18 protein-coding genes are annotated in these 18214 nt (G+C 70.2%); 10 read left to right on the top strand and 8 right to left on the bottom strand.

Going from position 1 to position 18214, the window contains the following annotated elements:
* Nucleotides 1–12: 12 nt before the first annotated feature.
* On the bottom strand, nucleotides 13–795 hold the full coding sequence (locus tag B0920_RS09035; protein WP_078032180.1) for a transferase spermidine synthase: 783 nt from the start codon (nucleotides 793–795) through the stop codon (nucleotides 13–15).
* Between the two features lie 118 nt (nucleotides 796–913).
* Between B0920_RS09035 and B0920_RS09030 the strand changes: the two genes are divergently transcribed.
* The 3 genes from B0920_RS09030 (at nucleotide 914) to B0920_RS09020 (ending at nucleotide 3379) form a co-directional block, all read left to right on the top strand.
* Entirely contained in the window at nucleotides 914–1189 is a 276-nt protein-coding gene (locus B0920_RS09030) for a hypothetical protein (RefSeq protein ID WP_078032179.1), read from the top strand.
* A 1-nt stretch (nucleotide 1190) separates the two neighbouring features.
* Nucleotides 1191–2363, top strand: coding sequence for a GGDEF domain-containing protein (locus B0920_RS09025; protein WP_078032178.1), 1173 nt, complete (start codon nucleotides 1191–1193; stop codon nucleotides 2361–2363).
* A gap of 65 nt (nucleotides 2364–2428) precedes the next feature.
* Nucleotides 2429–3379 carry a hypothetical protein gene (locus tag B0920_RS09020; RefSeq protein WP_078032177.1) on the top strand — a complete coding sequence of 317 codons (951 nt, stop codon included), beginning with the start codon at nucleotides 2429–2431 and terminating at the stop codon, nucleotides 3377–3379.
* 13 nt (nucleotides 3380–3392) lie between these two features.
* Here B0920_RS09020 and B0920_RS09015 read toward each other — a convergent pair whose 3' ends face one another.
* Nucleotides 3393–4355 carry an MYG1 family protein gene (locus tag B0920_RS09015; protein WP_078032176.1) on the bottom strand — a complete coding sequence of 321 codons (963 nt, stop codon included), beginning with the start codon at nucleotides 4353–4355 and terminating at the stop codon, nucleotides 3393–3395.
* A 228-nt stretch (nucleotides 4356–4583) separates the two neighbouring features.
* Here B0920_RS09015 and B0920_RS09010 point away from each other — a divergent pair, with 228 nt between their 5' ends.
* The 4 genes from B0920_RS09010 (at nucleotide 4584) to B0920_RS08995 (ending at nucleotide 10119) form a co-directional block, all read left to right on the top strand.
* Complete coding sequence (locus B0920_RS09010) at nucleotides 4584–5381, top strand: ABC transporter substrate-binding protein (protein ID WP_078032175.1); 798 nt, start codon at nucleotides 4584–4586, stop codon at nucleotides 5379–5381.
* A complete protein-coding gene (locus B0920_RS09005; protein WP_078032174.1) occupies nucleotides 5359–8457 on the top strand; it encodes a hybrid sensor histidine kinase/response regulator in 3099 nt (1032 codons plus the stop codon). Before B0920_RS09010 ends, B0920_RS09005 begins: the two co-directional genes overlap by 23 nt.
* Entirely contained in the window at nucleotides 8454–9596 is a 1143-nt protein-coding gene (locus B0920_RS09000; protein ID WP_078032173.1) for a two-component system response regulator, read from the top strand. Before B0920_RS09005 ends, B0920_RS09000 begins: the two co-directional genes overlap by 4 nt.
* Nucleotides 9597–9663: 67 nt before the next feature.
* On the top strand, nucleotides 9664–10119 hold the full coding sequence (locus B0920_RS08995) for a hypothetical protein (RefSeq protein ID WP_229455633.1): 456 nt from the start codon (nucleotides 9664–9666) through the stop codon (nucleotides 10117–10119).
* A gap of 271 nt (nucleotides 10120–10390) precedes the next feature.
* Here B0920_RS08995 and B0920_RS08990 read toward each other — a convergent pair whose 3' ends face one another.
* From B0920_RS08990 to B0920_RS08965, 6 genes are all read right to left on the bottom strand, one after another.
* Entirely contained in the window at nucleotides 10391–10684 is a 294-nt protein-coding gene (locus B0920_RS08990; RefSeq protein WP_078032171.1) for a hypothetical protein, read from the bottom strand.
* Nucleotides 10685–10862: 178 nt separating this feature from the next.
* On the bottom strand, nucleotides 10863–11507 hold the full coding sequence (locus B0920_RS08985; RefSeq protein ID WP_078032170.1) for an ABC transporter ATP-binding protein: 645 nt from the start codon (nucleotides 11505–11507) through the stop codon (nucleotides 10863–10865).
* A gap of 11 nt (nucleotides 11508–11518) precedes the next feature.
* Nucleotides 11519–12313, bottom strand: a complete 795-nt coding sequence (gene phnE / locus B0920_RS08980) for a phosphonate ABC transporter, permease protein PhnE (protein ID WP_078032169.1) — start codon at nucleotides 12311–12313, stop codon at nucleotides 11519–11521.
* Nucleotides 12310–13131, bottom strand: a complete 822-nt coding sequence (locus B0920_RS08975) for an ABC transporter permease (RefSeq protein WP_078032168.1) — start codon at nucleotides 13129–13131, stop codon at nucleotides 12310–12312. Before B0920_RS08975 ends, phnE begins: the two co-directional genes overlap by 4 nt.
* Complete coding sequence (locus tag B0920_RS08970) at nucleotides 13131–13946, bottom strand: phosphonate ABC transporter ATP-binding protein (RefSeq protein ID WP_078032167.1); 816 nt, start codon at nucleotides 13944–13946, stop codon at nucleotides 13131–13133. Before B0920_RS08970 ends, B0920_RS08975 begins: the two co-directional genes overlap by 1 nt.
* Before the next feature lie 18 nt (nucleotides 13947–13964).
* A complete protein-coding gene (locus B0920_RS08965) occupies nucleotides 13965–14840 on the bottom strand; it encodes a putative selenate ABC transporter substrate-binding protein (protein ID WP_078032166.1) in 876 nt (291 codons plus the stop codon).
* Between the two features lie 174 nt (nucleotides 14841–15014).
* On the opposite strand from B0920_RS08965, the gene egtD reads away from it, so the two are divergent.
* The 3 genes from egtD to B0920_RS08950 are packed head-to-tail and all read left to right on the top strand — an operon-like array spanning nucleotide 15015 to nucleotide 18153.
* Nucleotides 15015–15986: an L-histidine N(alpha)-methyltransferase gene (gene egtD, locus B0920_RS08960; RefSeq protein WP_229455310.1), complete on the top strand. Its 972-nt coding sequence runs from the start codon at nucleotides 15015–15017 to the stop codon at nucleotides 15984–15986.
* A 2-nt stretch (nucleotides 15987–15988) separates the two neighbouring features.
* Nucleotides 15989–17227, top strand: coding sequence for an ergothioneine biosynthesis protein EgtB (egtB, locus tag B0920_RS08955; RefSeq protein ID WP_078032164.1), 1239 nt, complete (start codon nucleotides 15989–15991; stop codon nucleotides 17225–17227).
* A complete protein-coding gene (locus B0920_RS08950; protein ID WP_078032163.1) occupies nucleotides 17224–18153 on the top strand; it encodes a YihY/virulence factor BrkB family protein in 930 nt (309 codons plus the stop codon). Before egtB ends, B0920_RS08950 begins: the two co-directional genes overlap by 4 nt.
* The last annotated feature ends 61 nt before the right edge of the window (nucleotides 18154–18214 follow it).

Genomic DNA, 18214 nt, shown 5'->3' with positions numbered 1-18214 from the left:
GTGTGGCGACCCTCAAACAGGGCGGATTGACAGCCAGGCAAGCACCAGGCGGGCCAGCAGGCGGTTGGGCCAGGACCAGCCGAAGCCCTGCGGCCGCAGCAGGCGCCCCAGCATGCGCTCTGCATGGCCGGGGGGCGCGCCGGGCGCGGCGGGGCGCACCGCGAACAGGATCTGGTTGTTGCCGGCGACGCCGCGCAGCCAGCTCACCCGGCCGTCGAAGGCCGTACGCAGCCGTTGCAGGGCGGATACATAGTCAGGATCGTAAGTGAAGATATTGGCAACCATGAGGCCGTCGGGGCGCAGGGCGCGCCGGCAGTCGCGGTAGAAGGCGCTGCTCGCCAGGGCCGGCGGCAGGCCGCCGGCGTCGAAACCGTCGACCAGCAGCACGTCGGCGCTGGCCGGGTTGGCCGCCAGCCAGGGCGCGGCGTCGGTGTGCAGCACCCGCAGGCGGGCGTCGTCCGGCGGCACGTGGAAGGTCTCGCGCAGGGCGATCACGTCGGCGCGCAGCTCCAGCACGGTGATGCGCGCGCCAGGAAAGCGGCGGTAGCAGAACTTGGCCAGCGAGCCGCCGCCCAGCCCGACCATGACGATGTGGCGCGGACGCGGCGCGAACAGGGCGAAGCACATCATGGCCCTGGCATAGGCCAGCACCAGGGCGTCCGGGCGCGACAGCCGCATCTCGCTCTGGATGTCGCCCGGGGTGAATTCCAGGGTGCGGCGGTCGCCGACGGTGCGCACCAGCGGCGCGCCGCCGGTCCGGTGCTGGGGGTCGGGATGCTCGGGCAGGGCGGACATGGCGCCAGTATACGCGAGCGCGGGTGGGCGGCGCGCTGCGTCGCAGCTTGTTGCAGGGCATCGCTTTCTGATAAGCTGACCGCCACGCACCCGCAGCCGACCGGAGACCCTCGCCCCCATGTTCCTGGACCACCCCACGATCACCGCCACCAACGGCAACACCGAACCGGACCGGATCGAGAGGCTGCAGCGGGTCTATGGGTATGCGATGGCCCTGGCCGACGCCGGCGGCAATCCGCGCTTCGTCGAGAAGCTGACCCAGCTGCACGACCACAAGGGCCACCTGATCGTGTTCTGGCACGAGCCGCCGAGCGAGGACGAAAAGCACTACTTCACCCGCGCTTGGGCCAGCAAGGTCGGCGACGGCACCACCCACGTCGAGCACGAGTACTGACATGATCACGCTGGACGCCTCCACCATGGTGCTGGTCCTGGCGCTGGGCAACCTGGCCCTGGTCGCGCTGCTGACCTTCTTCGATGCCGGCCCGGTGCGCTCCCAGGCGCTGAGCGCCTGGAGCCTGTCCAAGCAGATCCAGGGCGGAGCCTGGCTGCTGCTGGCCCTGGGCGCGGTCAGCGTGGTCCCGGCCGCGCTGGCGGTGCCGGGCGGCTATGCGCTGCTGCTGGCCGGCGTCGCGGTCGAGGCCGGGGCGTCCTGGCAGGCGGCCGGGCGCGAGGGCTGGCGCCGTCCCACCCTGGTGCTGGGCGGGCTGGCGATCCTGGCCTTCTTGGTCTGCTACCTGATCGACGAGGAGGGCCTGCGCGGGGTCGCCGCCTCGCTGCTGCTGGGCGCCTTCTACCTGTCCGGCGCGGTCGCGCTGGCCCTGCGCTGGAGCGACAACAGCCTGCTGCAGCGCGCCCTGGCCGTGGTCACCGCGGTGCTGGCCCTGGTGGTGGCGGCGCGCGGCCTGTTCGTGCTGGTGCTGGCCGGCGGCTGGGGCTGGCTGACCAACGAGCTGCTCGGCCAGTTGTCCAGCGCTGCCCTCTACCTGCTGATGCTGGCCAACTGCTTCGGCATGCTGCTGCTGGCGCGTGAACGCGCCCAGCGCGAGCTGCAGCGCCTGGAAGTGGTGGACCCGCTGACCGACGTGCCCAACCGGCGCGGCTTCTTCAACGCCCTGGCGCCCTGGATGGCGCTGGCGCGCCGCCCGGGCCTGCCGACCGCCCTGGTGGTGCTCGACCTCGACCAGTTCAAGCGCGTCAACGACGGCTACGGCCACCCGGCCGGCGACGCCGTGCTGCGCCACGTGGTCGAGCTGTGCCGGCGCCAGCTGCGCGACAGCGACATGCTGGGCCGCCTGGTGGGCGTCGAGTTCGCGATCCTGCTGCCGCGCACCAATCTCGACGAAGCCAGCCTGGTGGCCGAGCGCATCCGCGCCGCCATCGAGGCCACCCCGGTCAAGAGCGAGCGCGCGATGATCTCCATGACCGCCAGCTTCGGCGTCACCACCATCCGTCCGGAAGACTCCACCACCACCCTGTTCCAGCGCGCCGACGAGGCGCTGGCGGCGGCCAAGAAGGCCGGGCGCAACCGCGTGTCCCAGGCCGTCCAGGCGGTCGCCGAGGTGTAATTCCCGCGTCATCAGCGTGTCATGCGCGTGGCCTATCCTGCGGCATCTTCACAGCAGGATCGGCCATGACGCTTCCCCCGGTTTCTTCCTTCGAATCTCCCTTGTACGCCGCCGTCGAGCTGGGCTCGGACAGCTTCCGCCTGCACGTCGGCCGGGTCGAGCGGGGCGGCCTGAAGCTGGCGGCGACCATGGCCGAGCCGGTGCGCCTGGCCGCCACCCTGGACGAGGACGGCTTCCTGTGCGCCGCGGCCATGCGCCGCGCCCTGGCCTGCCTGCGCGAATTCCGGCGCGCGCTCGAGGCCTGGCGCCCGCAGGCGGTGCGCGTGGTGGCCACCTCGGCCTTGCGCATGGCGCGCAACGCGCCGGTGTTCCTGCCCGCCGCCGAGCAGGCGCTGGGGCGGCCGATCGAGATCATCGCCGGCGACGAGGCCGGGCGCCTGGTCTACCTGGGCGTGGCCAGCACCCTGGCCGACGACGCCGCGCCGCGCCTGGTGGTCGACATCGGCAGCGGCTCGACCGAGCTGGTGCTGGGGCGCGGCCCGCACATCGAGCGCATCGAATCCTTCTCGGTGGGCGCGGTGCGCCAGAGCCTGAGCTTCTTCGGGGACGGGCGCATCGACGCCGCCGGCTTCGAGGCGGCGGTGCGCTCGAGCCGCAACCGCTTCGCCAACGCGGGCGTGGCGGCGGGCGGCTGGACCCATGCCTACGGCGCCTGCGGCACGGTGCGCGCCCTGTCCGAGATCGCCCAGGACAGCGGGGAGGGCGCCGGCGCCGTCACGCGCGAGACCCTCGAGGCCTTGCGGCGCGGCTTCATCGAAGCGGGCCATGTGGCGCGGCTGCGCCTGGCCTGGGAGGCGGCGGCCAGGGCGCCGCACCTGGCGGGCGGGCTGGCGCTCCTGATCGGGATGATGGACGAGCTGGGGGTGAAGGAGATCGTGCCGGTGCACGCCGGCCTGCGCGTGGGGGCGATGTGGGACCTGCACCGCCGCGCGCTGGAGGCGGCCAGCCTGGCCTGAGCTGGAAGCGCGGCTAGGCCGCGGAGACCGCCAGCCGGTCCACTTCCTCCAGCGCCAGGCGCGCCATGGTCCTGATCCCTTCATACGACCTGGCGGCCGCGATGAAGCGGCCGTTGTGGCAGAAGCCGGCGTCCGCCACCCCGGTCACCGCCGCCAGCTCGGCGTCGCGCAGCCCGGCCCAGGCCTGCGGCAGGTCGGCGCGCGCCTCGAAGCTGTCCGGGCTCACGCCCACCGTATGGATCATGTAGCGTTGCTCGGCCACGTTATGGCTGATCACGAACAGCACCTTGGGCATTTCCTTGCGCACCACCGAGGACCAGGGCAGGGCGCCGTTGGCCAGGAACAGCACCCGCCCATCTTCGAGCACCTGGGCCTCGCGCACCTGGGCCACCGCCAGCAGGGCGCCGACCCGGTACTTGACGGCGTTGACCAGGATGTCGGTCAGCACCGCCATCGCGCGCCGGAACTGGGCCGTGCGATAGGCTTCCGCCTCTTCGCCATAGCCCAGGCGCTGCTCGTCCATCCAGCCCGGGTTGTAGCCCGAGATCACCGCCGACAGGCCGTAGCCGCCGGGCGCGTTCTTGGCCGCCCCCACGTCCGAGAGGTCGAGGTACTGGACGATGTCGGCGTCGATCGCATAGGCGATCTGCTGGGCGGTGTCCTCGTCCAGGTCCCTGCCCAGGTGGGCGCGGGCCAGCGCCGCCACGCAGCGCGCGCCCCAGGTGCGCCACACCAGGCCGGCGCTGGCATAGGGCACGCCGCTCTGGCGCGCGCCGTCGAAGCCCTTCTGGTGGTGGTCGAAGCGGCCAGTGTCCGGGTCCCAGACGCCGCCGACGTCGATCGCGAAATCGCCCGCCTCGATGATGGCGGGGTCGCGGGTGCGCACCAGTTCGGCATCGGGAAACAGGACCAGCAATACCGCGACGGCCCAGGCGTCGTCCGCGTGGAACTTGCCCCCGTGGGTGACAATAAGCATACATACTCCAGCTGAATGTGAAAGCGGGGCGCGCCATCCTCGGCGCGCGATCCGCCATCATACAGGGCCGGCCGGGGTGGCCGGCGCGGCCGGCAGTCATCGCCGGGGCAATCGTGCGCGCGGGTCCTGCGGTGTCGCGCCGCGGTGACGTCGCGCGCATTTTGCTGTTGCTAAGCAATTTATGGTGGCATACTTCAACTCTTGTATGTTCAACCACATTTGCCCGGCATGAGCCTTCCGCAGCGCCTCCTCGTCGTCGTCCTCGCCGCCTGGTCCGGCCTGGCCCAGGCTGCGGCGCCGGGCACGGTGACCCTGTGCTTCGAGCGCCAGGAAGTGCCGCCCTGGCGCACCCTGGACGGCGGCGGCCTGAATTTCGAGCTGCTGTCCGAGGTCGCGCGCCGCACCGGCGTCAGCTTCGACTACCAGAGCATGCCCTGGAAGCGCTGCCTGGAACAGCTCAAGGCCAACCAGGTCAACGGCGCCTTCGCCGTCAGCTTCAACCGCGAGCGCATGGACCTCGGCGCCTATCCGGGCGGCGCCAGCGCCGATCCGTCCAAGCGCATGCATGTCGACACCTACGTGCTGGTGCGCCGCCGCGGCAGCCGCCTGGACTGGGACGGCAAGGAGTTCAAGCACCTCGACGGCCGCATCGGCGTGCAGCTCGGCTATTCGGTGGCCGACTTCCTGCGTTCGCGCGGCGTGCCGGTGGACGAGGGCAGCCAGCGCTCGGACGAGCTGGCGCAGAAGCTGATCGCGGGCCGCCTGGCCGGCGCCGCCCTCGGCGGCGGCGACGCCAAGCGCCTGCTGCGCGGCCCGATCGCCGCCCAGCTCGAAGTGCTGCCGGCGCCGCTGATCGAGAAACCCTATTACCTGGTGCTCTCGCACGCCTTCGTCGCCAGCCAGCCAAAGCTGGCCGCGCGCCTGTGGGACGCGATCGGCGAGGCGCGCGCCAGCGCCGCCTACCGCAAGCGCGAGCAGGCCTTGCTCGGCGAGCGCGCGGGGCGTGCGCCCGGGGGCCGAGATTAACGGCCGGCGCCGCCGCGTGCGCCTGCTGCCGCGCCGCCTGGTCGAGAACTGGCGCCAGAACATCGTGTTCCGGCTCGGCGCCGGTATCGTCCTGGCCGTGGCCCTGTCGACCGGGGTCTACACCACCTACACCCTGCACAGCCTGCGGGTCGAGGCCGACACCCGGCTGCAGGAGCGGGTCGAGCGCCAGGCCACGGTGCTCTCGCACGCGCTGGCGCGCCCGCTGTTCGACATCAACAGCGCCGCCGTCGCCTCGGTGGTCGACGCTTTGGGCGCCACGCCCGAGGTCCAGACCCTGCGCGTGCTGGCCCCGGACGGCAGCCTGCTGGCGGCGCTGGGCAACCGCGACAACGGCGAGGCCGCCGTGCGCGTGCGCCGCCGCATCACCTACAACGACGGCAGCCGCGCCTATCCGGTCGGGGCCATCGAGCTGGCCTTCTCGCGCCAGCAGATCGACGAAGACCTGCGCCACCAGATCATCCACACCGCCGCCGCCAACATCCTGCTGACCCTGGCCATCGTGGCCTGCGTGTTCGTGGTCGGCCGGCGCATGTCCCAGCCTTTCGCCGACATCCAGGAATCGCTGGAAAAGCTGGCGCGCGGCGAGACCGACATCCGCCTGTCCGGCATCGGCCGGCGCGACCAGGTGGGGCGCCTGTCCTCGGCGGTGCGCAGCTTCCGCGACACCCTGAACCGGCTGCGCCAGGCCGAGCAGGTGACCAACGGCCTGCTGCGCGAGAAGAGCCGCATCGAGCAGCAGCTGCGCGAACTGAACGAAGACCTGGAGCAGAAGATCGCGGCCCGCACCGAGGAACTGACCCAGTCCAACCTGCGCGCCGAGGCGGCGAACGTGGCCAAGTCCGAGTTCCTGGCCAACATGAGCCACGAGATCCGCACCCCGATGAGCGCGATCATCGGCATGGCCTACCTGGCGCTGCGCACCGACCTCAATCCCAAGCAGCAGGACTACGTCGGCAAGATCCACCGCGCGGCCCTGTCGCTGCTGGGGATCATCAACGACATCCTCGACTTCTCCAAGATCGAGGCCGGCAAGCTCGAGGTCGAGCAGGTCCCGTTCTCGCTCGACGAGGTGCTGGCCAACGTGGCCAGCGTGACCAGCCAGCGCGCCGCGGACAAGCAGCTCGAATACCTGTTCCACGTCCCGCACGCGGTGCCGCGCCAGCTGGTCGGCGACCCGCTGCGCCTGGGGCAGGTCCTGATCAACCTGGTCAACAACGCGGTCAAGTTCACCCCCTCGGGCGAACTCCAGCTGTCCTGCATCCCGCTGCGAGGCGCGCCGGCCGGCAAGGTGCGCCTGCGCTTCGCGGTGCGCGACACCGGCATCGGCATCGGCGAGGAGCAGCAGGCCAAGCTGTTCCGCGCCTTCAGCCAGGCCAACGGCTCGACCACCCGCGAATACGGCGGCACCGGCCTCGGCCTGTCGATCTCGCAGCAGCTGGTCGGCCTGATGGGCGGCTGCATCGCGGTCGAGAGCGCGCCGGGCGTGGGCTCGACCTTCCACTTCGACCTCGATTTCGCGCTCTCCGGCGAGCAGGAGGTCAGCCTGCGCGTGCCGCCCGAACTGGCCGGGGCGCGCGTGCTGGTGGTGGACGACAGCGCGCTGGCGCGCGCGGTGCTGCGCGAGTCGCTGGCGGTGCTGCCGCTGCGGGTCGAGTGCTGTTCCGACGGGCGCCAGGCGGAGGGCGCGATCGCCGCCGCCGACGCCGCCGGCATGCCTTATCGCCTGGTGCTGACCGATTGCGGCATGAAGGGCATGGACGGCATCGAGCTGGTGCGCCGGATCAAGGACAACCCCGACCTGCGCAGCCAGCCCTTGAGCATCCTGGTCACCGCCTTCGGGCGCGAGGGCGTGCAGGCCGAGGCCGAGGCGGCGGGCGTCAACGGCGTCCTGTTCAAGCCCTTCGTGCAGTCGGCGCTGGCCGAGGCGCTGGCCGGCCTGTTCGCGCGCGCCCAGTTCGACGCCGGCGGCGCCAGCGTGGCGCGCGCCAGCCAGCATGCGGCGCGCGTGCTGCTGGTCGAAGACAACCTGGTCAACCAGCAGATCGCGCGCGAGCTGCTCGAGGCCCAGGGCATCGACGTCGACGTCGCCGCCAACGGCCACCAGGCGCTGGACAAGCTGCACCTGAACGGCCCCGGCGCCTACCGCCTGGTGCTGATGGACCTCGAGATGCCCCAGCTCGATGGCCACGCCGCCACCATCGAGCTGCGCAAGGACGCGCGCTTCAACGAGCTGCCGGTGATCGCCATGACCGCGCACGCGCTGGCCGAGATCCGCGAGCGCTGCCTGCGCGAGGGCATGCAGGACTACATCACCAAGCCGGTCGACCCCGAGAAGCTGTACGCCACCCTGGCGCGCTGGCTGGGCAAGGGCATGCCGGCCCGCTCCGCGCCGGCGGCTACGGGCGCGCCCTTGGCCGAGCTGCCCAACCTGACCGGGATCGACACCGCCTTCGGCCTGCGCAACGTGGGCGGCAATGCCGCCCTGTATCTGGAACTGCTGGACCGCCTGCGCGACTCGCAGCGCGACGCCGGCAGCTGCATTCGCGCCGACCTCGGCGCCGGCCACCTGGACCAGGCGGCGCGCCGCGCCCACACCCTGCGCGGGGTGTGCGGCAACATCGGCGCGCGCGAGGTGCAGGCCCTGGCCCAGGAGGTCGAGGAGCAGGCGCGCCGCGGCGGGGCCGACGGCCCGGCCCTGCAGCGCGCCGCGGTGGCGCTGGAAAAGGCGCTGGCCAGCGTCATGGCCGCGCTCGACCGCCATTTCGCCAGCGCCGGCGCGCGCGCACCGGCCGCCGCGCCGCCCTGCGACCCCGGCCAGGACGCGGCCGCCGCCGTCGCCCAGCTCTCGGCCCTGCTGGCCGAGTTCTCGGGCGAGGCCACCGATTACTTCGACAGCGTGCGCTGCGCGCTGGCGGGCGTGCTGCCGGCCGCCGCGCTGGCGCGCCTCGAGACCCACCTGTCGCGCTACGAATTCGAGGAAGCCCGCCTGCTGCTCGAGCAGGCGGCGTCCACCACCCCGGGCAAGCCCGCACCCGACACCGCAGAACACCTATGAACGCCGCACTCAAGGACAAGCCGACCATCCTGATCGTCGACGACACGCCCGACAACATCATGCTCCTGTCGCGCCTGCTCAAGGACAAGTATCACACCAAGGTGGCCAACAACGGCAGCACCGCGATGCAGATCGCGGCGTCGTCGCCCGACCTCGACCTGGTCCTGCTCGACGTCATGATGCCGGGCATGGACGGATACGAGACCTGCCGCCAGCTCAAGGCCAATCCGGCCACGGCCGACATCCCGGTGATCTTCCTGACCGCCAAGAACCAGGTCGAGGACGAGGCCATGGGCCTGTCGGTGGGGGCGGTCGACTACCTGGGCAAGCCGATCAGCCCGCCCATCCTGTTCGCGCGCGTGGCCACCCACCTGACCCTGCGCGCCGCGCGCCGCCTGCTGGAAGACCAGAACCAGGTGCTGGAGCGCATGGTGCAGCAGCGCACCGCCCAGCTGATGCTGATGCAGGAAGCGATCATCATGGCCATGGCCTCGATGGCCGAGCGGCGCGACCATGACTTCGACAACCCCAGCAACCACATCCGCCGGGTGCAGCACTACATGCGCACACTGGCGCTGCAGCTGCGCGGCCATCCGCGCTTCGCCGACAAGCTCAGCGACGAGACCATCGAGCTGCTGTACAAATCGGCGCCGCTGCACGACATCGGCAAGGTCGCGATCCCCGACAGCATCCTGCGCAAGCCGGGCAAGCTCGATCCGGAGGAGTTCGAGGTCATGAAGCTGCACGCGGCCTACGGACGCGACACCATCATGCTGGTCGAGGAGCAGATCGGCGGCAGCAACCGCTTCCTGATGTTCGCGCGCGAGATCGCCCATTCGCACCAGGAGAAGTGGGACGGCACCGGCTACCCGGAGCGCCTGAGCGGCGACGACATCCCGGTCTCGGCGCGCCTGATGGCGGTGGCCGACGTCTACGACGCGCTGATCTCGCGCCGCGTGTACAAGCCGGCCTTCACCCATGCGCAGTCGCTCGAGATCATGCGCCAGGGGCGCGGCACCCATTTCGACCCTGACGTGCTGGACGCCTTCTTCGCGGTGGAGGAGGATTTCGCGCGCATCGCCCAGACCTACCGCGACGCGGAAGACGACGCCGAGGAACAGGAGCTGGCCCGCGCCTAGCGTGCGCACCTACCGTTCGAAGCGCAAATCGTTTATATTGTTTGCCCTTTGAACGATGGAGCAGCACATGCCGAGGAAGACGGCCGCCAGCCCGGCCAAACCGGCGAAGACCAGCGCGCCCAAGAGCGCGCCGGCGAGGAAAGCGGCGGTGAGAAGCGCGCCGGCGAAGAGCACGGCGCCGGCCAAGGCCGGCGTGAAGTCGGCCGTCAAGGCCGCGGCCAGGACCCTGGCTCAAGCCCCTGCGAAAAAACCCGTGCGCAAGGCGCCGGCGGCGGCGCCGGTGCGCGACGCGACGCTCGAGTCGCGTCCGGTGCTGGTGCGCGACAGCTTCACCATGCCGGAGCAGGAGTACGCGGTGCTGGCCGAAGTGAAGCAGGCTTGCCTGCGGGCCGGGATCGACGTCAAGAAAAGCGAACTGCTGCGCATCGGCGTGGCCTTGCTGGGACAGCTGGATGTGGCGACCCTCAAAACGGTGCTGGGAGCCTTGCCGCAATTGAAGACCGGGCGGCCTCCCGCCGCCTAGGTTCGCGTTTCCCCTACAAGTCCCGTGTCCCCAATACGAGGCCCGTGTCCTCTATACGAGGCCCGTGTCCTCAATGCGAGACCCGCGTCCTCAGTAAGAGGCCCGCGTCCTCAATACGAGACCAGCGTCCTCAATACGAGACCCGCGCCCCCAATACGTCATTCCCGCGCAGGCGGGAATCCAAGTTTGTATGCGTCTCGACTGCGCGTGAAACTTGGATTCCCGCCTGCGCGGGAATGACGTTCAGGGGGTAGCGACTTAGCGACTTGCCCTAATGCACGTCCCTCGCCGCATTGGTCAACTCCTTCAACTCCCGGATCGGAATATTCGACTTCTCGTGCATCCGCAGCAGGATGGTCGCGCCCACGTTCAGCTTGCGGTGGCGGATCTTGCTGATGATCGGCGGCTGCACTTCGAGCACGCGGCACAGCTCGGCGTCGTTTTTGAGCTGCATGCGTTCGATCAGGGTGTCGAGCAGCGGGTTGGGCACGAAGCTCGACGGTTCCAGGGCGCGGGCCCGGTGCATCGCGGCGAGCATTTCCTGTTTTTTCTGTCGTACGCTCATGGCGAATCTCCATAAATGGACGCATGGATTCAAGACAGATCGACCGGTTCTGGAAGTGCCCAGCCTCTTGTTTAGGGGTATGAGAATGGCGGGTCGTTGTGATAGTACTACGAGTGCGTCAGACGCTACGCACGCTATTTAACAAACAAGAATGAAACGCCGGCTTTCTTCGCGGAACTTACGCTAATTTCAATCCGGAACGTGTCAGCAGCAGGGTGCGGTCGGCCATGGCGGCCGCGGCGTGGGAGTGGGTAACCATGATGGCGCCGGCGCCATTGGCGCGGGTCTCGCGGCGCAGCAGTTGCAGGATGCCGTTGGCGGTCTCCGGATCCAGGTTGCCGGTCGGCTCGTCGGCCAGCAGCAGGGCCGGGCGGTGCACCAGGGCGCGCGCGATCGCCACCCGCTGCATCTCCCCGCCCGAGAGCTGGCGCGGGAAATCGGCGCCGCGCCCGCCCAGGCCGACCGCCTCCAGCATGGCGTCGGCGCGCTCGAGCGGGGCGCGGTTGAGCACCAGGGGCAGGGCCACGTTCTGGCGCAGGCTCAGGTGGGGCAGCACGTGGAAGGCCTGGAAGATGAAACCCATGCGGGTGCGGCGCAGGCGGGTCGCGGCGTCGTCGTCGAGACTGGAGATCGGCGTGCCGTCCACGATCACGCGCCCCGAATCGGGCGTGTCCAGGCCCGCGATCAGGTTCAGCAGGGTCGACTTGCCGACCCCCGATTCGCCCATGATGGCCACGAACTCGCCGGCCTCGAACACATGCGACAGCCCGGCCAGCACGGTGCGGCCGCCGTAGGACTTGCTGAGCTGGTCGAGTTCGAGCATCGGAATAGGTCTCAGCGGGTCAGGGAGCGCCGCAGCAGGAAGCTGATGCCGTCCACGAAGGCTACCAGCAGCAGCATCGCCACCACGACCGTGGCCGCGCTCTGCATCTGGAACAGCGACAGGTGGTACTTGAGCATCTGGCCCAGGCCTCCGGCCCCGACCACGCCCAGCACCGCCGCCGCGCGGATGTTGTTCTCCCAGCGGTACAGGGTATAGGACAGCATCTGCGGCAGCGCCTGCGGCAGGGTAGCGTAGAAGAATGCGGCCAGGGCCGGCGCACCGTTGGCGCGCAGGCTGGCTTCCGGCAGCGGCTCGACGTTTTCCAGCGCGTCGGCGAACAGGCGCCCCAGCACGCCGCTGGTGTGCAGGGCCAGCGCCAGCGTGCCGGCCAGCGGCCCCAGGCCGGCCGCGATCAGGAGCACGGCGGCCCAGACCAGTTCCGGCACCGAACGCAGCACGTTCAGCACGATGCGCATCGGCGGCCGCGCCACCGGCCCCAGGCGGCCGGCCGCGGGCAGGGCCAGCACGAGCCCGGCCACGGCCGCGAGCAGGGTGCCGACCGCCGACATGGCCAGGGTCTCGAGCAGGGCGTTCCAGCACTTGCGCAGGAAGGCCGGGTCGAGTTCGGGCGGCGCGAAACCGAGCAGGAATTCGCGCGCCGAATCCAGGGCCTCGGGCGTGAAGAAGGCGCGCCACTGCAGGTCGAGGGTGAGGAAGCTGGCCACCACCAGCAGTCCCAGGCCGGCCAGCAGCAGCAGGGTGCCCCAGGCGCGCGGCGGCGGAGGCGGCAGGCTCGGGCGGCTCATCCCAGCCTCCGGCGCAGCAGCTTGGAGACCCCGTCGGCCAGTGCCACCAGCAGCACGAAGACCAGCAGCATGGTGGCGACTTCGCCGCCCGCCATCATCTTGGTCGATTCGTCCAGGCGCTGGCCCAGGCCGCCGGCGCCGACGAAGCCCATCACCGCCGAGCCGCGGATCGCGCACTCCCAGCGGTACACCGTATAGGACACCAGCTCGGCGCTGGATTCGGGCAGGGCGCCGTAGAGCAGGGCCGGGACGCGCCCGGCGCCGCCGGCCAGCAGGGTGTCGGTGGCGTGGGCGTCGCTCGACTCGAGGATCTCGGCGTAGACCTTGGCCAGCATACCGGCATAGGACAGGGCGATGGCCAGCACGCCGGCGGTCGGCCCGAGGCCGACGATGCGCACGAACAGCAGGGCCCATACCAGTTCGGGAATGCTGCGCAGGACGATCAGCACCCAGCGCACCGCCTGGCGCAACAGGGCCGCCGGCAGGCGGGTGCGCCCCGTGCCCAGGCGCGAGATCGACAGCTTCTCGGTGATCACGATGGTGGCCGGCACCGCGCCCAGCAGGGCCAGGAACAGGCCGGCGGTGGCGATCGCCACCGTGATCCAGGTCTCGCGCAGCACCAGGGCCAGGAACTCGGGTTCCAGCGAAGGCGTCAGGAAGTCCTTGAGGAACATGCCGGCCGCGCGCAGGCTTTGCGGGTCGAACAGGAGCCAGGGCTTGAATTCGCTGGCCGCCAGCAGCGGCCAGAGCACGGCCACGAACACGGCCGCGGCGGCCAGGCGCGGGCGCCAGGCCGGATCGGGGTGCGCGACCGCCATCAGTAGCAGGCGCCGACGGCCAGCCGGTCGGGCGTTTCGTGCGCGTTAGGCGCGGTCGGCTCGACCCGTTCGTTGGCGTACAGCTCGGCGATCATGGCATCGCTGACCTCGCTGCTGGGGGCGTCGAACACGATGCGGCCGTCGCGCAGGCCGACCAGGCGCGGGAAGCTCTCGCGCGCCATGTCGACCTGGTGCAGGCTGCACACCAGCGTCGCGCCGCGCGCCGTGGCTTCCTCGCGCAGGGTGGCCAGGGTGTGGCGCGCCAGCAGCGGGTCGAGGGCGGAAATCGGCTCGTCCACCAGCAGGGCTTCGGCCGAGGACAGCATCAGGCGCGCCAGGCCGCAGCGCTGGCGCTCGCCACCGGAGAGGCGGTCGACCCGGGCGTATAGCTTGTCGCCCAGGCCGAAGCGGGCCAGGGCCGCGTGGGCGGCGTCGGGATCGCTCGGCTTGACCAGCGAGGCCAGGGCGCGCCACAGGCCCCAGCGCGGCAGGCGCGCCGCCAGCACCGCCGTCACCACGCGCTGGCGCGGCGGCAGGGGCGGGGTCTGGGGCGCCAGGAACAGGCGCGCGCGCAGGCGGTGGCGCTCGTCCTCGGCCAGTTGCCAGGGGTCCTGGCCCAGCACCTCGAAGGCGCCGGCGGCGGGGCGGTGGGCGCAGGCCAGGGTGGCCAGCAGGGTGGTCTTGCCGGCGCCCGAGGGACCGATCAGCGCGAGCTGCTCGCCCGCCTCGACCTGGAGGTCGAGCGCGTCGAGGGCGACCGACCTGTCGCCCGCGAGGTGGCGGACGGTCAGTCCCTGGAGCCGGAAAGTCGCCATGGCCTCAGCGGTGGTGGATTACTTCAGCAGGCCGGCGTTGCGCGCGGCGGCCTCGATCGCGGCGTAGTTCGCGGTCTTGGTCGGCACGAAGCGGGTGGCGCGCTGCAGTTCCAGGATCTGCTTGCCTTCCGGGGTCGACTCGTCCAGGGCCAGGAAGGCGTCGGTGATCTTCTTCTTCAGGGCCGGATCCATGTCGCTGCGCACGGTCCAGTTGTAGTCGTAGTAGCCCGGGGTGGTGTAGAACACCCGCACTTCCTTCGGATCGACCTTCTTGGCCTCGACCAGCTTCTCCCACACCGAGATGTTGAGCGCGCCGGCGTCGACCTTGCCGCCCGCGACCGCGGCCACGGTGGCGTCGTGGGCGCCCGAGAAGGCCACGCGCTTGAGGTCGGTGTCCGGGTTGACCTTGGCGGCCAGCAGGAAGGAACGCGGCATCAGGTGGCCCGAGGTCGAGGACTCGGAACCGAAGCTCAGGGTCTTGCCGCGCAGGTCTTCCAGCTTGGTGATGCCCGGCTGGGTGGTGATGAAGACTGAGCGGAACTTCTCGTCCTCGGCGCGCTGCACCAGCGGGGTGACCTGGCCCTTGCTGCGCACGTTGGCCTGGACGAAGGTGAAGCCACCGAACCAGACCATGTCGATCTTGCGATTAATCAACCCTTCGACAGAAGCAGCGTAATCGGTCACCGGGGTAAACTCGACCTTCAGGCCGGTGGCCTTGGCCAGGTATTCGCCCAGCGGCTTGAACTTGCGCTGCAGCTCGGTCGGGGCTTCGTCCGGAATGGCCGAGACGCGCAGCACGCCGCTGCTGCTCTGGGCCAGGGCGGCGCCCGACAACAGCAGGCTGGCTGCGAACAGGCCGGTTTTCAGGAATCGACGACGGATGGACAGGGTCATGGTGGCTATTTTTTTTGAGTTAGGGAAATGTATTCCGGGGGAGAGCACGCTTGGGCGCGAGCGCGCGGCGTGCTCGCGCGAATCCGCTTATGATAGCAAAACCTCGTAGCAAATCCTGCAATACTTCCTGGCCATCTCGCATGGTGCGGCGTGGCGGCACGAATGATAAACCTTATGCTGACATCCTGCACGACCGACCATCCCACCAGCAGCGACGCGCCGGTCGCCAACGCCCACGTGGCGGGCGAGCTGCACGCCGGCCTGCTGGCGCGCGAGGCCTGGATCTCCCCCAAGTTCCTGTACGACTCGCTCGGCTCGAAGCTCTTCGAGGCGATCTGCGAACTGCCCGAGTACTATCCGACCCGAACCGAGGCTAGCATCTTCGAGCGCCACGGCGCCGAGATCGCGCGCGCGGCGGGCGCAAACGCCACCCTGGTCGACCTGGGGGCGGGCAACTGCGCCAAGGCGGCCAGCCTGTTCCCGCTGCTGCAGCCGGCCCAGTACGTGGCGGTCGACATCTCGACCGAATTCCTGTGCGAGGCCCTGGGGCGGCTGCGCCAGCGCTTTCCCCAGATCCGCATGGAAGGCTTGGGGATGGACTTCTCGCAGCGCTTCGAGCTGCCGCCCCAGGTGCGCCAGGAGCGCCGCCTGTTCTTCTACCCCGGCTCCTCGATCGGCAACTTCAACCCCGAGGAAGCCCGGGCTTTCCTGGACCGCCTGCGCGCCCAGTGCGGCCCTGACGGGGGCCTGCTGATCGGGATCGACCTGGCCAAGGACAAGGCGGTGCTCGATGCCGCCTATGACGACGCCCTCGGGGTGACCGCCGCCTTCAACCTGAACATCCTGCGCCACGTGAACACGCTGCTGGACGCCGACTTCGACATCCGCCAGTGGCGCCACCACGGCTTCTACCGCCCGGAACGCGGCCGGGTCGAGATGCACCTGGAAGCGCGCACCGCCCAGGAGGTGCGTTGGCGCGGCGGCAGCCGCCGTTTCGCGGCCGGCGAGCGGATCCACACCGAGAACAGCTACAAGTACCAGCAGGCCGACGCCATCGCGCTGCTGGAACGCTCGGGCTTCGAGGCGACCCGGGTCTGGACCGACCCGCAGCGCTGGTTCGCGGTCATCCACGCGCAGGCGGCCTGACGATGGGGGCCGCAGGTTTCGGCGCCCCGGCGCATGCGGAGCTGGCCCAGGCCTATGCGGCGGTGCGCGCGCGCTCGCTGCAGATCGCCGCGCCGCTCTCGGCGGAGGATTGCTGCGCCCAGTCGATGCCCGACGCCAGTCCGGTCAAATGGCATCTGGCGCACACCACCTGGTTCTTCGAGACCTTCCTCCTCGAGCCGCGCGAGCAGGACTTCGCGCCTTTCCATCCGGCTTTCCGGGTGCTCTTCAATTCCTATTACAACGGGGTCGGGGCCAAGCATCCGCGTCCGCGCCGCGGCCTGCTGACCCGGCCTTCGCTGGACGAGGTGAGGGCCTACCGCGAGCAGGTCGACCGGCGCATGGCGCGCCTGCTCGAGACGGAGCAGGTCGCCGGCCTGGGCGCGCTGCTGGTGCTCGGTTTGCAGCACGAGCAGCAGCACCAGGAACTGATGCTCACCGACCTGAAGCACCTGCTGGCCCAGAACCCGCTGTATCCCGCCTACGCGCCCGAGCCGCTGGCCCGCGCGGCCACGCCGCCGGCCCTGGAGTTCATCGGCTTCGCGGGCGGCCTGGCCGAGATCGGCTACGGCGGCCGCGCGTTCTGCTTCGATAACGAGCTGCCGCGCCACCGTACCTACCTCGCGCCCTTCGCGCTGGCCTCGCGCCTGGTGACCAATGGCGAATACCTCGAATTCGTCGAAGCCGGCGGCTACCGCGATCCGGCGCTGTGGCTGGCCGAGGGCTGGGACCAGGTGTGCGCCGGCGAGATCGTCCAGCCCCTGTACTGGGTCGAGCAGGACGGGATCTGGCAGGAATTCACCCTGCACGGCGTCCAGCCCCTCGACCCGGCGCGTCCGGTCACCCACGTCTCGCTCTACGAGGCCGACGCCTACGCACGCTGGCGCGGGGCGCGCCTGCCGACCGAGGCCGAATGGGAATTCGCGGCGCGCCAGGCGGCCCTCGGGGCCCCCGGCCTGCATCCGGACGCCGCCGACGGCGCAGGCCTGCAGCAGATGTTCGGCGCCTGCTGGCAGTGGACCAGCAGCAGCTACGCGCCTTACCCGGGCTATGCGCCGGCGCCGGGCGCCATCGGCGAGTACAACGGCAAGTTCATGGTCAACCAGTACGTGCTGCGCGGCTCCTCCTGCGCCACGCCCGCAGGCCATGCGCGGCCCAGCTACCGCAACTTCTTCCCGGCCGGAGCGCGCTGGCAGTTCACCGGGATCAGGCTGGCCCGATGAGCCGTCGGCGGGACTGGCGCACGCGCCTGCTGGACCACCGCGCCAACGCCTACATCGTCTCGCACCCGTTGGCCTTCGCCCTGCAGGTCCTGAGCGGTTTTCGCGCCAACCAGGGCCTGCTGCTGGCCGGCGCGGTCGCCTACTACGCGCTGCTGTCGATCGTGCCCTTCCTGATGCTGGTGGTGGTGGTGCTCTCGCACTTCCTCGACCAGGCCGAACTGATCGAAACCCTGCGCCGCTACCTGGAATTGCTGGTGCCGGGCCAGTCGCGCTCGATCGTGGCCGAGGTCGCGAACTTCCTCGCCAACCGGCCCATCATCACCTGGGTGCTGGCGGTCACCATGCTGTTTTTCAGCTCGCTCGCCTTCACGGTGCTGGAGAACGCCATGAGCGTGATCTTCGTGCACCGGGCCGCGGTGCGGCGGCGCCACTTCCTGGTGTCGGCGGTGCTGCCTTACTGCTACATCCTGGCCCTGGGCCTGGGCATCATGATCGTCTCGCTGGTGGCCGGCACCCTGCAGGTGATGGGCACCGAGAGCGTGTGGCTGTTCGGGCTCGAATGGTCGCTGGACGGCGTCTCGGGCGTGCTGCTCTACCTGCTCGGGCTGATGGGCGAGATCCTGGTGCTGACCTCGATCTACCTGGTGATGCCGGTGGGCCGACTCTCGGTCTGGCACGCGTTGATCGGCGGGGTCACCGCGACCCTGCTGTGGGAGCTGGCGCGCCACGTGCTGGTCTGGTATTTCTCGACGGTGTCCCAGGTGAACCTGGTGTACGGCTCGATGACCACGGCAATCGTGGTCATGTTCAGCCTCGAGATCGCGGCGACCCTGCTGCTGCTGGGTGCCCAGACCATCGCCGAGTACGAGCGCGTCGGTGTCCAGGCCGGCGCGTCTCCCGGCGTGCGCGCCTCGACCCAGCCGTGATTGCGTTTAATCAATTTCCCATTTCCAAGGCAATGGCAGAGTAAGGTCTTGCGCCGGCTCA

The organism is Massilia sp. KIM, from assembly GCF_002007115.1.
Classification (GTDB): Bacteria; Pseudomonadota; Gammaproteobacteria; order Burkholderiales; family Burkholderiaceae_D; genus Telluria.
The sequence above is the reverse complement of the archived record's forward strand: the minus strand, read 5'-3'. Positions and strand labels throughout refer to the sequence as shown.

What these genes read in the sequence shown, in the direction of transcription:
- B0920_RS08985 (WP_078032170.1), bottom strand. Translation starts at nt 11,507, where the DNA reads ATGCTCGAACTCGACCAGCTCAGCAAGTCCTACGGCGGCCGCACCGTG.
- B0920_RS09010 (WP_078032175.1), top strand. Translation starts at nt 4,584, where the DNA reads ATGAGCCTTCCGCAGCGCCTCCTCGTCGTCGTCCTCGCCGCCTGGTCC.
- B0920_RS09025 (WP_078032178.1), top strand. Translation starts at nt 1,191, where the DNA reads ATGATCACGCTGGACGCCTCCACCATGGTGCTGGTCCTGGCGCTGGGC.
- phnE (WP_078032169.1), bottom strand. Translation starts at nt 12,313, where the DNA reads ATGAGCCGCCCGAGCCTGCCGCCTCCGCCGCCGCGCGCCTGGGGCACC.
- egtD (WP_229455310.1), top strand. Translation starts at nt 15,015, where the DNA reads ATGCTGACATCCTGCACGACCGACCATCCCACCAGCAGCGACGCGCCG.
- B0920_RS09030 (WP_078032179.1), top strand. Translation starts at nt 914, where the DNA reads ATGTTCCTGGACCACCCCACGATCACCGCCACCAACGGCAACACCGAA.
- B0920_RS08965 (WP_078032166.1), bottom strand. Translation starts at nt 14,840, where the DNA reads ATGACCCTGTCCATCCGTCGTCGATTCCTGAAAACCGGCCTGTTCGCA.
- B0920_RS09020 (WP_078032177.1), top strand. Translation starts at nt 2,429, where the DNA reads ATGACGCTTCCCCCGGTTTCTTCCTTCGAATCTCCCTTGTACGCCGCC.
- B0920_RS09035 (WP_078032180.1), bottom strand. Translation starts at nt 795, where the DNA reads ATGTCCGCCCTGCCCGAGCATCCCGACCCCCAGCACCGGACCGGCGGC.
- B0920_RS08975 (WP_078032168.1), bottom strand. Translation starts at nt 13,131, where the DNA reads ATGGCGGTCGCGCACCCCGATCCGGCCTGGCGCCCGCGCCTGGCCGCC.
- B0920_RS08970 (WP_078032167.1), bottom strand. Translation starts at nt 13,946, where the DNA reads ATGGCGACTTTCCGGCTCCAGGGACTGACCGTCCGCCACCTCGCGGGC.
- egtB (WP_078032164.1), top strand. Translation starts at nt 15,989, where the DNA reads ATGGGGGCCGCAGGTTTCGGCGCCCCGGCGCATGCGGAGCTGGCCCAG.
- B0920_RS08995 (WP_229455633.1), top strand. Translation starts at nt 9,664, where the DNA reads ATGCCGAGGAAGACGGCCGCCAGCCCGGCCAAACCGGCGAAGACCAGC.
- B0920_RS09000 (WP_078032173.1), top strand. Translation starts at nt 8,454, where the DNA reads ATGAACGCCGCACTCAAGGACAAGCCGACCATCCTGATCGTCGACGAC.
- B0920_RS08990 (WP_078032171.1), bottom strand. Translation starts at nt 10,684, where the DNA reads ATGAGCGTACGACAGAAAAAACAGGAAATGCTCGCCGCGATGCACCGG.
- B0920_RS08950 (WP_078032163.1), top strand. Translation starts at nt 17,224, where the DNA reads ATGAGCCGTCGGCGGGACTGGCGCACGCGCCTGCTGGACCACCGCGCC.
- B0920_RS09015 (WP_078032176.1), bottom strand. Translation starts at nt 4,355, where the DNA reads ATGCTTATTGTCACCCACGGGGGCAAGTTCCACGCGGACGACGCCTGG.